At 37.6% G+C, this 14429-nt stretch carries 13 protein-coding genes and 4 pseudogenes; 10 read left to right on the top strand and 7 right to left on the bottom strand.

The features are described 5' to 3' along the window. The first annotated feature begins 270 nt into the window (after nt 1–270). From V3224_RS19305 to V3224_RS19295, 3 genes are all read left to right on the top strand, one after another. Nucleotides 271–1227, top strand: a complete 957-nt coding sequence (locus tag V3224_RS19305) for a plasmid segregation protein ParM (protein WP_334472310.1) — start codon at nt 271–273, stop codon at nt 1225–1227. Between the two features lie 7 nt (nt 1228–1234). Next, a complete protein-coding gene (locus tag V3224_RS19300; RefSeq protein WP_334472309.1) occupies nt 1235–1456 on the top strand; it encodes a plasmid partitioning/stability family protein in 222 nt (73 codons plus the stop codon). 137 nt (nt 1457–1593) lie between these two features. After that, entirely contained in the window at nt 1594–1788 is a 195-nt protein-coding gene (locus V3224_RS19295) for a hypothetical protein (RefSeq protein WP_334472308.1), read from the top strand. 226 nt (nt 1789–2014) lie between these two features. Here V3224_RS19295 and V3224_RS19290 read toward each other — a convergent pair whose 3' ends face one another. Both V3224_RS19290 and V3224_RS19285 read right to left on the bottom strand, forming a co-directional pair. After that, on the bottom strand, nt 2015–2287 hold the full coding sequence (locus tag V3224_RS19290; RefSeq protein WP_334472307.1) for a hypothetical protein: 273 nt from the start codon (nt 2285–2287) through the stop codon (nt 2015–2017). Between the two features lie 3 nt (nt 2288–2290). After that, a complete protein-coding gene (locus V3224_RS19285) occupies nt 2291–2563 on the bottom strand; it encodes an HU family DNA-binding protein (RefSeq protein ID WP_334472306.1) in 273 nt (90 codons plus the stop codon). A 583-nt stretch (nt 2564–3146) separates the two neighbouring features. On the opposite strand from V3224_RS19285, the gene V3224_RS19280 reads away from it, so the two are divergent. From V3224_RS19280 to istB, 7 genes and pseudogenes are all read left to right on the top strand, one after another. Beyond that, a complete protein-coding gene (locus V3224_RS19280; protein ID WP_334472305.1) occupies nt 3147–4067 on the top strand; it encodes a replication initiation protein in 921 nt (306 codons plus the stop codon). A gap of 244 nt (nt 4068–4311) precedes the next feature. Beyond that, nucleotides 4312–4509: pseudogene (locus V3224_RS19275) on the top strand (helix-turn-helix domain-containing protein); the annotation flags it as partial. Continuing rightward, nucleotides 4506–4865 carry a hypothetical protein gene (locus V3224_RS19270; protein ID WP_334472304.1) on the top strand — a complete coding sequence of 120 codons (360 nt, stop codon included), beginning with the start codon at nt 4506–4508 and terminating at the stop codon, nt 4863–4865. The pseudogene V3224_RS19275 and the gene V3224_RS19270, both read left to right, overlap by 4 nt. Further along, nucleotides 4865–6280: a PD-(D/E)XK nuclease-like domain-containing protein gene (locus V3224_RS19265; RefSeq protein ID WP_334472303.1), complete on the top strand. Its 1416-nt coding sequence runs from the start codon at nt 4865–4867 to the stop codon at nt 6278–6280. The genes V3224_RS19270 and V3224_RS19265 overlap by 1 nt, the downstream gene beginning before the upstream one ends. Next, complete coding sequence (locus tag V3224_RS19260; RefSeq protein WP_334472302.1) at nt 6277–6462, top strand: hypothetical protein; 186 nt, start codon at nt 6277–6279, stop codon at nt 6460–6462. The genes V3224_RS19265 and V3224_RS19260 overlap by 4 nt, the downstream gene beginning before the upstream one ends. 65 nt (nt 6463–6527) lie before the next feature. Beyond that, nucleotides 6528–7052, top strand: a complete 525-nt coding sequence (locus V3224_RS19255) for a recombinase RecT (RefSeq protein WP_334472340.1) — start codon at nt 6528–6530, stop codon at nt 7050–7052. Then, nucleotides 7049–7838, top strand: a pseudogene (istB, locus tag V3224_RS19250) (IS21-like element helper ATPase IstB). Before V3224_RS19255 ends, istB begins: the two are co-directional and overlap by 4 nt. A gap of 225 nt (nt 7839–8063) precedes the next feature. Here the strand turns inward: istB and V3224_RS19245 are convergent. The 5 genes and pseudogenes from V3224_RS19245 to V3224_RS19225 all read right to left on the bottom strand — a co-directional run bounded on the left by V3224_RS19245 (nt 8064) and on the right by V3224_RS19225 (nt 14344). Beyond that, a complete protein-coding gene (locus V3224_RS19245) occupies nt 8064–8345 on the bottom strand; it encodes a DUF4158 domain-containing protein (RefSeq protein WP_334472301.1) in 282 nt (93 codons plus the stop codon). Between the two features lie 411 nt (nt 8346–8756). Then, nucleotides 8757–8934 (bottom strand): annotated as a pseudogene (locus V3224_RS19240) (Tn3 family transposase); the annotation flags it as partial. Nucleotides 8935–9144: 210 nt separating this feature from the next. Then, entirely contained in the window at nt 9145–12714 is a 3570-nt protein-coding gene (locus V3224_RS19235) for a M10 family metallopeptidase C-terminal domain-containing protein (RefSeq protein ID WP_334472300.1), read from the bottom strand. 246 nt (nt 12715–12960) lie between these two features. Then, nucleotides 12961–13350, bottom strand: a pseudogene (locus V3224_RS19230) (Tn3 family transposase); the annotation flags it as partial. A gap of 19 nt (nt 13351–13369) precedes the next feature. Further along, nucleotides 13370–14344 (bottom strand): IS701 family transposase, encoded by a 975-nt coding sequence (locus V3224_RS19225; RefSeq protein ID WP_334472299.1) that lies wholly within the window; start codon nt 14342–14344, stop codon nt 13370–13372. Nucleotides 14345–14429: the final 85 nt, after the last annotated feature.

Genomic DNA, 14429 nt, shown 5'->3' with positions numbered 1-14429 from the left:
AATTGCTGATATTAATCTTTTGAATCTCTTCTAGCTCTGTACGCCGGGTATTGGATATCTGGCGTTTTTTTCGCTATTAAATAGAATATCTCAACAAGTTCTCATATTTATCTCAACTTACCGGAATAAATTCATGTTTTCTCTTAAAGTTATCATTTAAGAGATTATATTGAGATTAATTTGAGAAAAAAGGTAATTTTAAACCTTAATCTACTATATAATTCTCAGTTTAAGACTTTAATTATCTCTTATTTTTCTCAAAGGTGACTCATGAAAATATATATCGATGATGGTTCGACAAATATCAAATTATCATGGAGTGAGGAAGGAATTCAGAAGCACTTCATTAGCCCAAATAGCTTTAAGCGTGATTGGTCAGTTTCTTTTGGTGACAGCAATAGTTCAAATTACACCATCAATGGCGAAATGTACTCTTTCGATGCGATAAGTCCTATTGCCGTTACGACAACCAATGTGGGTTATCAGTATAGCGATGTGAATGTGATTGCAGTGCATCATGCCTTACTCCAGTCAAAATTAACACCTCAAGATGTGGAAATCATCGTCTCTTTGCCGATTGCTGAATATTTCGATACCAAAAATCAGCCGAATTTTGCAAACATACAGAGAAAAAAAGACAATTTTAAAAAATCGGTTGAAGTTAAAGGTGGACGAGCTTTTAACATCATAAATGTTGAAGTAATGCCGGAATCAATCCCTGCTGGTTTTTCAATAGCAAAAGAGCTTGATGACCTAGACTCGCTTTTGATTGTGGATTTAGGTGGCACAACGCTGGATATAGCTCAAGTGATGGGAAAAATGAGGGGTGTATCAAAAATATACGGAAACTCTCATCTAGGTGTATCAATGATTACGCAATCTGTCAAAGAAGCACTTAGTTTGGCAAAAACCAATGGTAGCAACTATTTGGCGGATGATATTATCATCAACAGTCACGATATGAATTATCTAAAACGCCGTATCAACGATGCAAGCCAAATAAATCAGGTTCTTGCTGCACTCAAGGAATCAAGACATCGACTGATTAATCGTGTACTGGACGCTGTCAATACATTCAGTGGGTATACCCATGTGATGGTGATAGGTGGAGGTGCAGAAATTATCGCTGATGCAATTAAATCCCTCTGTGTAACGAGGGAAGACAGGTTTTTTAAAAGCGAAAATCCTCAGTTTGACTTGGTTAATGGCATGTTTTCTATAGGGTGAAATCGATATGGACACACGTAGAAAAATTCAATTTTATATCAATCCTGATAGACATAGCGCTGACAAGTACGTAGGTGAAGTATTGGAAAAAATGCCTCAGGGAGAGAGAGGTAAGTTTATGCCTGGAGCATTTTTATCCGGTGTGGCACTGTTCAAACAAGAGCCTAGATTAATTTACACGAGTTTCGCACGGGCATATAAAATTCTAGAAATGGCTTCAGAACAATAATTAATCTGTAACTTGCTAAGACGTATAAATTTACTTAAATTACAATAAGTTATTTTTAATTTATGAGATTTTTTCTATTTATATATTATGCTGAATTAAACTTAAAAATAGAGCGTTTTTTTATTGGTGCGAAACTCGTGATTTATATGCTCAGCGAGCTTTTGACAGATAAAACCACACTAGAAGAAATCACGACAGTGATGGAAACCGTGTTAAAAAACAAAATGTCTGATTTTAATGATGAGTATGTTGAATTGGAGCCATTGAATTCAATCGACGATTTGAGGGCATTTGAAACCCGAAAAAACGCCAAAAATATTTTTGGTAATTAGTGACGATTTGAAATTTTCAGATTAAGCGCCACACTAAACGAGTAGTTAGGATTTTTAGCTCAAACATGATTACATCTTTTTGCCAACTTTCGGGGTTGGCTTTTTTCTTTTCTGAAATCTGAAAACTAAAAAATTCATCAAACTCATTATGAGCGGCGATAAATTTTTGGCTGTACGAATTACGTTTTTATCGAGAAAGTTGCTCATAAATTGATTACAGGAGCTTTTAAAAGGTATTTTGACTCTTCTTTCTGTCTTCCTTTAGCACTTCAATGAAGACTTGTTCGAATTCGTCATTTTTGGGTAGGTCTTGTTTGAGGAGATATTTGCTGACGAAGAATTCTGGTTCAATACCGAGTCGCCTTGACCCTTCAAATCCGCGTTTGACCCAATCTAGGGGCAAAATGTGTTCGTGGGCTAATTCCTCAGCCCAATGCCAGTCAAACTGTTTGATTTCGTCTTCACGTAGAATGCGAATTGACTTTGCGTCGTAGGTCATGAATTACTTCACTGCCTCTTTGAGTCTTTGACCCGCTTTAAAACTCGGTACGTTTGCAGCAGCAATTTTAAGTGTCTCGCCCGTTTTTGGATTGCGTCCATCTCTAGCTGCTCGATGCTTAACTTGAAAGCTACCAAAGCCAATAAGTTGTACGTCATTTCCAGCCTTTAGCGCTTCTGTCACGGTTTCAATGAAAGCATTCAGCACCTTCTCTGAATCTTTTTTGGTTAAGTCGGCTTTTTCAGCAATTTGATTGATGAGTTCTGTTTTGTTCATGGTGTGCCTGAATTAATGGATACGTTAATCCTAGTGATGCTAGCTGGAGCAACTGAATAGTGCAATGTTTCGGGTTAATTAACTCAAAAAAATCTTTTTTATTAAAATCCCGCCGCTCGCCACAGTCTGTGACCGAGCGGAGCGAATGAGCAGACGAGGAAGCGGAATGTCATCTGTAGTCAAAAAGAAATTTGGTCACTCTGTAGTAACATATTTTTCGATTCAGGGTTTTTGTTAGAAACAAATTTATCCACAGGTGAATTGCGGTAAATAAAGGTATATTTTTAGGTAAAGGTCAAAAGAAGGTAAAGGGGTGGGACATTTTTTATTTTAAACAGAACGTTAGAGCAACAAATACCACCTAGTTTTTGCTAATATCACACCTTAAAGTTTACTGATACCCCACCTAGTTTTTACTAATATCAACATAGTCAACTAGTCTCTGCAGGTTACACAGGCTGTATCTTACTTTTTCATATTCTAGAGCAATTAAAAATGAATTTAAAAGCTATATTAGCCACCTTGACATGCCACCTTTTTATTTTATAATAGATGTTATGTTGTTATTATTAGGGTGGGATGAATGACATCCATAAAAAAATCGCATCACTTTATTTCAGCAAGAATGAGTCTTTCACCAAGAGAGCAAGATTTACTTAGTCTTATGATTTTAGGATTAAAAAAAGAAGCAGATAAAATAAAGTTCACAAAAGCTAATGAAAAAATACCAACTTCATTCATTTTTCATACAAACGAGTTATGTGAGCATTTCTCTATGACTAGACAGGGTTTATATAAAACCCTTGATGATGCAACTAGTTCAGTTATGGGACGATTTTCTGAGATTAAAAATGATGAAATTCAATCATTTGAAAAAGTATCATTATGCAGTTATGCAGAGTTTAAAAATGGAGTTTTAAGACTTTCTGTGACAGAAGAAGCTGCTCATTACATGCTTGATTATTCTAAAGGATTTGGTGAAATAGATCTTAAATTGTTGTTGTCTTTTAAAGGTGGCTACGAAAAAAGGATTTTAGAACTTATCAGTAGATTTAAGACTATAGATTATTCCACTTCCTTAAGCGAACTTTGCTTTATGTTAGGTACAGACTTTAGGAAGTTCAAAAGATTTGATGTATTCAAAAATACCGTATTAATTAAGCCTATAAAAAATATAGTAAAAAACTCTAATGGAGTTTGGAAAGTAAAAGAAGGTTTTAGATATGGATTTATTATTAGCAAAAAGGGCAGAAGTTATCAACCAGAAGATAAATTAACTTTTAAGATGGCTTGTTTTACACAGTCAGTTAACAAAGCTTCTGATGTAATAGAAAATAAAATTGATGAACGTTATAAGTTTGTTGATTATTTATCTGAAAAAATAGAAGCAAATGAGAGTTCGTCATCTGAAGCCTCAGTTTTCTTATCCTTAATTGATGAATTGAATATTATTTACAGTCCAAGTTTTATTGAAAAAGCAAAAAAGATAGCAGTCAGCAAATAAATACAGCGCTCTACGCCAGTGTTCCAGCACTAACGCAGAGCTAACCCTAAACCTACGATACTAGGAGTAAGGCTATGAAAAAGTCTACCTTCCGTGTGCTTGTCTGTGAAGCACCGAATTACACAATTAAGCAGTTTGTTGAAAAATCCCGCAATTTAACCCTACGTCAGCGTGCACGAATTCTGAATAGAGTTGGAGGTGGGGTATGAACTCTGATTTGAAATTATTCAGAAGATTAACCAAGCGTGAAAACGAGGTACTTCATTGGGTGAGTGCGGGCAAAACGTATTGGGAAATCTCAGTAATATTGGGAATCAAGGAAGGCACGGTCAAATTCCACATGGGCAACGTGGTACGTAAGCTGGATGTATGCAGCGCAAAACAGGCGATAAGAGCCAGTGTTGAGTTGGAATTTAGCAAAAGCGTTGGAGGTGCAGCATGAAATATACCTATACCCTCAATGGATTTCGGCGAACCTTTCAGGGGCGCCCTGATGTGCGTTTCACCTGTTGTCACTGTGGCAAACTTTCCTTAAATCTCGTGAGTTTTTTCTGGCGTGCAAGACTGGATAACCGCTCCTGCGTTTATCTTGAAGAAGCGTGTACTGAGTTTGTTGAAAAAATTAACCGTAAACAATTCAAGCTGCTTTTTTACAAACCCTCAACGATGAAAGCGTGTTCGAGTGCTTGCTGTCACTGCTTTGATGAGCAGCGAGAACAGGCATTACCCAAAGCCAGAGGCAGCATTTTACGGAGATTGGAACAACAGGCGAATAACCGCATAGAGGGGGCGAAATAATGAAATACTTCAAGGCAACCATCATCACAACCGTTGACCACGAGAAGGGCAAGACAACAAATTTCATCTATCTTGCGTCTGAGACAAAAATTGCCGCTAAAAAAAAGGCTTCTGGGCATATATTTAAAACTGACGGCGCAAATTGCTGTTTTTACAAATCGCCGCGATTGGAAGAAATCAGTGTTGATGAATATCTCGCTCATACCGAAAAACAGACGGATATTACCGAAGAACAGGAAATAGACCAGTTCTGCGCTTTGCTAACGATTTTTGGTGTTCAGGAAGAATACGACGAAGGCGAGATTCGAGACGCGGATGATTTGCTAGCCAATCCGTCAGAAGAGCCTGAGATTTTTGAGAAATATACTGAATTACGTGACGCGGTAACCTCAAAAATTGAGGAAACATACAAAACCATCTCTTTAAGCGAAATCAAGGGAATAGCGATTCAACTTTTTGATTGTGGAAAAGATAATCAGTTATTAACGCAATCAACAGAGTTATCCACTGAATCTGTCGTTATCCCTGTGGAAAACGTGGGAGAAGTCGAAAAAAGCGTGACGAATGTCGCACTTGAAGAATTGATTAATAATTGCACAGAAGAAAAAGAGCTAATGGGCTCAGTCATCAAAAACATTGACAATAACTCTATCTTCTCTGCTTTCCCACCCGTTAACGGGAAAATCATGAGCGGTGAAGGTATCACGCTTGAGATGTTGAACGGCTGTATTGATGCATTAAAATCAACAGAGAGCTTGATTGTTCGCCGTCTGTCAAACGGCACCTATCATGCGGCAAACGGCTATTCGAGTACGCAAATACGATTGGTTCAAAAGGCAAAAACAATAGCTGTCGTAAATTCAAACAAGGACGCTCCCTACAAAGAGACTAAAAACGGTGCATTTGTGATTGGTACGGCTGTACATGCCGCTATTCTTGAGCCGGAGCGCTTCGGTGAACAGTACACTTGTGCGCCAGATGTTGATTTGAGAGCAAAGGACGGCAGGCAAACATTGGCGGATTTTGAGGCGCAAGCCGTGGCCAAAAATCAAATCGTGCTCAAAAAAGACGACTTTGAGCAAGTTGAAATGATGCGAGATTCTGCACTGGCTTACCCCATGGTTGAGGAGTTGCTTGAAAACGGCGAACCAGAGGTTTCAATTTTCTATCGTACGGAAAAGGGAACACTCTTGAAAATCCGCCCTGATTTTTTCGGCATATATTCCGACAAACCCTCCTTGTTGGATGTGAAAACAACAGAAGATGTTTTTGATTTTGGCAATTCCGTTAACAAATATAGCTATCACATACAGGCGGAATTTTACCGTCTGGTTGCCTATTGGGTTTTTGGTCAAGCGATGACTTTCACTTTCTGCGCGATTGGAAAAAAACAGTTTGTGGGCGTTTTCCGGTGATACTTTGTGAGCCAGACGACGAAGATAGCGAACAGGGCGTATACGAAGTAAATCGGGTGATTGATATGCTAGAAAGTGTCATAGAAACCTACCCAATAGTCAAAATATCCCGTCCTTTCTGGGCAAAACAGGCGGACAGAAAACGCAGAGAAGCGTTGATGTTGGAAGGGGGTGTGTCATGAATACCGAATTACAAACGATGAATAACGTCTATACAAATCTACAATCGGTCATTATGCAGTAAGGAATCGCCGCCCTGTTACCTGCTCAGGTTACCCCTGAGCAGTTCACCCGAACCGCAGCTACCGCGTTGATTGAAAATGCGGAGTTGCAAAAAGCCGACAAGCAATCGCTGGTGCTCGCCTTAACCCGCTGCGCCAAAGACGGACTGATGCCTGACGGGAGAGAAGCAGCCTTGGTTGTTCGCAGTACCAAAGTGAATAATCAGTTTGTGAAAAAAGCCGTCTACATGCCGATGGTGGACGGCGTTATCAAATGTGCCTGTCAATCGGGTCAGGTCTCCAGTATTTTTGTTGATGTGGTTTATGAAGCCGATGAATTCAAACGTTGGGCGGATGAGCGAGGGAAACATTTCAAGCACATCCCGAACGACACAGAAGAGCGCATGCTACAAGAACCCTTGGCACTGTTGCCGCTGCCGAAAGTCATGCAAGCATTTCCTTTACCGATACATCAGACTCGCCCCATTCCTATCGAGAGCCTACAACATCCTTTGTCCGTCTATCAGTCGATTCTGGAGATGCCGATATGAGTCTTCAGTATGAACGCATCGAAAAATTCTGCCAGCAGCTTAAACTGGACAGACTAAGCACAGAGTGGCCAGCTGTAGCGCAAGGAACTGTCGACAAGAACGGCACACTCGCTGACTTTCTAGAGTCTGTTTTTCGACTCCAGTATGAAGGACTTACTGAACGTCGGCGTCAAACAATACTCCGTTTATCTGGGCTGCCAGTGATAAAGACGTTGGAGCAGTTTGATTACAAATATGCCAGCGGTGTTCCCCGTAACCAAATACAGGAACTGGCTGGACTGGCTTTTATTGAGCGCCAGGAGAATATCGTGTTGCCTAGGTCCGTCTGGTGTCGGTAAGACCCACCTTGCTACTGCCATCAGCTATAGGGCTGCGATGCAGGGATTAAGCATCCGTTTTCTAACTGCGGCGGACATGATGTTGCAGCTGCTTAGCTCTCATCGACAAGGTGACCTTAAAGGATATCTTACCCGAGTTATCAGTAAACCTAGACTATTGATTATCGATGAAGTTGGCTATTTACCTTTTGGCAAGGAAGAAGCAAACCTGTTCTTCCAGGTGGTGGCAAAGCGATATGAAGCGGGTAGTGTGCTCTTAACTAGTAATCTGTCTTTTGCTCAGTGGTCAAGTACATTTGGTGACGATGAGACGCTAACAGCGGCTATGCTGGATAGATTGCTGCACCATGCACATATTGTACAGATTAGTGGACAAAGTTATCGGTTAAAAGACAAGCTAAAAAGCGGTCAGCTACATAAAAAATTGAAACCGGAACTTAACGAGTAAATTAAAGGGGGTGGATCAGTTTTACTTTAGCAAAGTGGATCAGAATTCAGTTGGCATTGACATTTACATCAAGATGAGCGCTTGCCGGGGGTCCCATTCGCTGAGTTGCACACCAATCAAAAGCAAGCTCGCGACCATGACGTGCCTGCGGATCAAAAGGCAATACATCATCAGTTAACCATGTAGCCAACCGTTTAAGATCAACCGCTGTTATAGGGTGAAATCTCAAAAAAACACGGATAGTGCGTCTATGTCGCCTGCTCTGACGACCGTGAAAATAATACGAAACCAGTAGTCAGGTGTAACTTTTATCTGTGTTGCTAACCATTGAACGGCCTGTGGATCAATCTCATTGTGGTGTTCAGGGAAACGTCCATGAATATCAATGAATTTAAGTTGTGTGGCAAAACCCAAACGACCTTTATCTGTCATGCCAGGCAATAATGTGCTTTCTTCCGCAGTGAGTGTCCAAAAATCTCGAATGGTTTGATCATAGTATGAAGACACCAACTATCCCCTTGGACTGTTTTATATGGATGTATAATATCAGTATTGAGATAGGTTTTGGGAGATGAGCGGGTGATTTTTTCATGCGAGAAATTTGTTTAAAAATCAAATGGCCTCAAATTGTAGCTTCGCTTCCACTGGGCCAAATAGATTGAATTCCGCACAGAAATAAGATTTATCAATTTCATTAAGTTTTTTGAAGGACTACCTCACCGCCCGATGCCAGCTTGCCATACGCCAATTTTGCTGGGACGGCAAGCCTTCAAGTGGCTTTCTAGGCATATCCTCGCCACATGTGGCTCCGGTATTCCACGTTCCACTTGACGTCTAAGAATTTGAAAAGTAATTTAACATAAAATCAACAAATATTATTAAGCCGGGGTCTCCTCAGAAAACGGAACATAAAGCACGCTAAGCTAGTTGTAGTGGTCGTAGCGGCCTGAACTTACCTGCACCGATCTTGACACTATTGCGCCACAGGTAATCCCCTGTGAGGTTAATGTGCCCAGCCTAGCCGCGACAGATGTTGTAATAACTCATCATCGACGGTATACCCCTTGGCTCGTAATCCATTAGCCACCATTTCCAGATTGTAGTGGCCAAATTTAGTTGACCACTACAGTTCTTGAGGAAGTGGGCACTTGCGGCCTGCTTACCTAATCAATGGCAACTTTATACGAAGGAAAACAATTTTAGAGAGAAAAAGATTTAAATCACATTTAGCCTGACAGATACTGTATAAATAATCTGTAACTGTCAGATCTAGTCTGAACTACTACAAATATGCTTTCTTTAAATTTTATGCACTTAAGAAATCTGATTGACTAACTTGTCCTGCAATTTGAAGTTCAAAGTCGGGAGTATCGTCTATATCTTTTTTTAATAAGAAGTCACTTATATTGTTTTTTTCATCATATTTCAAAATAGCTTCTCCTGAATTATGTCGAAAAACATCTACAAAATGAATTTTTTCATTAGATAACTCTTGATTAATCAATGAGATATCAATTTTGTCAAATCCTGTCTTGAAATCCATAATTTTATCAGCTTTACCATATTCTGAATCTTTAATGCTCTTAAACACAAAAGTATTTGATTCTTCAGAAGGGGTTGAATTACGAGGATAAATAGGTTTTTCTAAATCATCTGAAGTATCAGGATAAATAGGTTTTTCTAAATCATTTGAAGTATCAGGATAAATGGGATTTGTAACGTTAGTTGGAATACATGGTCGAATTGGAACACATGGATTAATACAAGTAATATTTTGCATCCAAGGGTTATTTTGTATGCAATGATTAGTTTCCATCGAATTATTATTGGGACCGTAAATCTCAAGAAGGTCATTTGATAAATCTTGTTCTACACTAGTAATATTGATTTTTGGTTCTTCAATACTGTCAAACACTTTAAACTGTTCTTCCACATTTATGTTTTGCTCATTTTTAGAGCCATATAATTTTTGTAAAGCAATGCCATCCGCAATTTGTAATTTTTGTGGATGTTCAGAACTAGAAGGAGACATGATAGTATATTTATGTATATCGTTTATCTCGTGAGACATCTTTAGATCCGCTAATTGTAAAATATGACCAAATTGATGCATGATTTTTTTCAAACCGTTGTCATTAATATTAAGAAAATATTTACCATCATGGTATTCGTGTTCAATATAATGGTCGTCAGAGACGAAAACTATTTTCGCCTCTGAGGAGTTGTTAACAAGCTCAAGGGTAACATTCACAACTTGCCTGCATTCCTTTATAGCTTCTTTTATTATTTTTTCTTGTTTTTCAGATATACTGCCGATTTTTTCGTCAATTAAATATTTCAATTTAACTGGTTTATTATTTATTTGACTCATTTCTTTGGTTATCTTTTCCGCTATATATTCGGAAAACTCTAAATCAAAAGGATCTACTTCTATAGTATTTTCATGACTAAAAATATCCTTTTTTTCTTCAACTATTACTACTCTGGATTGTTCTTCTTTATCTGGCTTATGTATTTTAGAACCATATAGACTTTGTAAAGCGAGGAGATCAGCATCTTGTAGTTCTTGTTCATATTTAGAACTTAAAGGCGACATAATAGTGTATTTATGTACATCAGTTCTGTTTGAAGGCACAACCAGATCATTTAGTCCCATTACGTGACCTAACTGATGCGTAATACTTGTCGAGTTGTCATCACGAATATTAATGAAGTGCTGTCCATCTCGTTTTTCGTTATCAGTATTATAATTATAAGAACCAAAAATTATCTTTGCCTTTGATGGATTATCAACTAGTTCAAAAGTAATATCGGTAACTTTTGCGTACTTTTCAATAGATTCTTTTATAATTTTCTGCTTTTCAGATACATTTTCCAATTTTTCATCGAGGAAATAAGTTAATTTCATACCTCTAACAAATATATCTTCACCCATTTTATAAGAGGTTGTTGTAATATTATTTGCAACATATTCATTCATAGCCGCATTATATTTTTTCACACTATTGTCATACTCTAAATTATAATCGTTTTCTTCAGTGACCTTTTTGACTTGTTCTTCTACATTAAGGTCTTGTTTACTAATGTTAGAATCATACAGTGTTTTTAAAGCGAGGAGATCAGCATCTTGTAGTTCTTGTTCATATTTAGAACTTAAAGGCGACATAATAGTGTATTTATATACATCAGTTCTGTTTGAAGGTACAACCAGATCATTCAGTCCCATTACGTGACCTAACTGATGCATAATACTTGTCGAGTTGTCATCACGAATATTAATGAAGTGCTGTCCATCTCGTTTTTCGTTATCAGTATTATAATTATAAGAACCAAAAATTATCTTTGCCTTTGATGGATTATCAACTAGTTCAAAAGTAATATCGGTAACTTTTGCGTACTTTTCAATAGATTCTTTTATAATTTTCTGCTTTTCAGATACATTTTCCAATTTTTCATCGAGGAAATAAGTTAATTTCATACCTTTGATAAATTGTTCATTACTGCTTTTATCTTCTACTGTCATAATATTATTTGCAACATATTCATTCATAGCTGCATTATATTCTTTCGTGCGATTCTCATATTCTAATTTGCTATTTTCTGCTTCATTTTTTTCATATTTTCCCTCTAAATTAATGACTTGATTTTTAATATTTTTTCCACTTATTTTCTGTAAAGAACTCTGGTTTAACTGTTTTTTCTCAGGAGAATCGATATCTTCAAAATCTAATATTGAATTACTATTTATTTCTTCATATACTTTTTTTATGTCTTGAGTATTTTTGTTAGCTATTATCTTGTTATGATTATGTCTGACCCATAATTGGTCTTGTCCTTCGCCACCATAAATAACATCGTTACCCCTCCCCCCTTTTATAATATTATCTTCTTTATTGCCTACGATTAAATCGTTTCCTGATCCGCTAATTACATTCTCAATAACTGTTCCTTTAGCTATGCTAATATTTGATGTTAATCCACCTACATCAGAAAATGAGTTTTCATTCAAATTAATACGTTGGTCATCATCATAGCCCGACAAATCTAATGTATCATCGCCCCCAGCATCCCATATGCAGAAAATATTTTTTTGTTCTTTTTCTGTTATTGTATAAAATTTTCTGTTTGTATTTGAGTTAAATCCATAAATAGAGTCATCAATTCTAGTTTTAGTATTTGCTCCATGAGTTTTTTGTGCAGATGCAATGTCATCAAGAAGAGGTGCAGCACTATACAGACCGCCATGATTAGCCCCAGTCTCGGATGCATCAAAATAACTCATAACGGTATATTGTTTTGAACCTTCAGCATACTCGGCTTGTGAATCATAACTGTAATAGCTATTATAGTCGCCAGGATGTCTAAGACCTAATGCGTGCCCTAATTCATGGACTATGGCTTGTCGAGGATAATTTCCAATTGCGGGATTATGAGAATCACCATTAAGATTAACTAAAATATCAGAATGAGTATAATTATCTCTATATCTATAGTTAGTTATTGCATCATAACTTCGTCCTGAATACTGATTAGAAAAAGTAATATCAGATTCATCAACAGAATCAACTTTATTAAATTTAATATTAGCTACATCTTCCCATGATTGTAAACTTTCTTCTGCTTGTTTTTTTTGTAATGGGGTAAATGTTTTGTCTCCGCCAAAATTAGGAAAAGAATAGTTGATTACTAAAGGTTGGGTACTTTTATGCTGACTCTCCCAGGCGGTGTGATTATCAGCTTTAAGGTATTCCGCAGCTGTATCAACACTAAAAGATTTTTTCCCATTTTTAATTAATCCACTTCCCCGCATATTTGAATTAAGAAATTTATCAATTTCATCATTGGAGTTACTCTTTTTATTAAAAATATTATCCATAATTTTTCTCAGTAATTTATACTTGATTAACTCAATATGTAATAATGTGTTTTATTCATGAATTACGCAATGCTTCATATCTGTCCTTCCACAAAAATCGGTGCTCTTTATAGATAATGTTAGTTTTCACAGACGTGAGGATATTTTACAAGCCATATAAGGGGTCTGAAGCCCAATCGTACGAAAACGTACGTTAAGTACATTTTTTATACAATTGCGAATTATGGCCCCACACAAATATGACCGTCACAGCGGCCATTCATCCGTTTCTTCCGCTTGCTTCAGTGGTCTAAGTTGACCTTTTGTTACCTGCTCTACAAGCATGAATGTGTAGTGCCCCAGCATGTTTATATGCGCATGTCTCAGTGGCGAAAGTCTGGCTTCTTCCTCTTCATTGATGGTTTTACCTTCATTGCGCAAATGATCTAGCGCAGCTTGCATGTAGATGGTATTCCAGAGAACAACTGCATTGGTCACCAACCCCAGCGCACCCAGCTGATCCTCCTGCCCGTCCTGATAGCGTTTTCTGATTTCACCTTTTTGTCCATGACAGATGGCTCTGGCGACGGCGTGTCGGCTTTCTCCCCTGTTGAGTTGAGTCAGAATACGGCGGCGATAATCTTCATCATCAATATAGCACGAGTTTCGCACAAAACTAATTTGGGTACGCTAATAAAACACGGATTTGCTCAGTAATAGCACTTTTGATTACGTCCCAATTTTGTTGATAAAGGGTTATTTTTTCAGATATACGACGTTTATGTTGTTCAAACCACGCAGAAATAGCGAGAAAAATATGATTTCTTTGCGCTCGGCTCGTGCGAGCCTGACAGCGTTCAATACCACAGTTTTGTTTAACTTCTCGATGATAAACTTCAACAGACCAACGGGCATCCATGATAGATTTGACGTATTGACGGGTGGGATTCTCTTTGTTTGTTACTATGTAATCAATACGGCCGTTTTTGGCTGTAAATTTGAAAACGGTTACCCAACCATATCCTCGCAAGTGTATTGACATTCCTTCTTCTGAGATGTCTAACTTGTTCAGTTGTTTGTTATGGTTAACAATCCTATTTTTCCTCAGCGGGGTTACCCAGATCCAACCATGAGAGCGAATTGATTTCAGGTTATCCAGGCTAGAATACCAAGCATCCATCACTACGGCTTCTGGCATGATCCCTCTTTTTTTAGCAAGAGTGAGCATTTCGGAAAAGTGCGTGTTTTTTGTTTTTCCATCAGAATCTTTATCATAAATACGATAATTGATAGGAATTGATTCAACCTTCGTCAGATCATGCCAAAGCAAATTAACTAAACCTATGCCAGCAATAACATCATGTTCATTACCTGAATATTGATAATGGACCATCTCTATTTTTTTACTACGTGTTTTGGCAATCAATGTATCATCGGCAATTAGTACGCAAGGGCTTTTTTTGTCTATAGAAGGTTCAACTAATCGCCATAGGTCTTTAGGTCTAAAACATCTACTTTTTAGCCATCGGCTAACAGTGTCATGAGATAAAGGCGATGGGCTTACTTCTGATAACGCTAAACCAGAGTATCTTAAACTGCTTACTTGTAAGAATGTTTTATAGATATCTTTAATACATGGATAACCCGACAAAATATGAACACCCTGATTTTTTCTTGTTTTTAAATTTACACGAGTTTCGCACCAATAAAAAAACGCTCTATTTTTAAGTTTAATT

This window comes from Arsenophonus sp. PmNCSU2021_1 (genome assembly GCF_036919435.1).
Taxonomy (GTDB): Bacteria; Pseudomonadota; Gammaproteobacteria; order Enterobacterales; family Enterobacteriaceae; genus Arsenophonus; species Arsenophonus nilaparvatae.
This window is presented reverse-complemented; position numbering and strand designations above follow the sequence as displayed.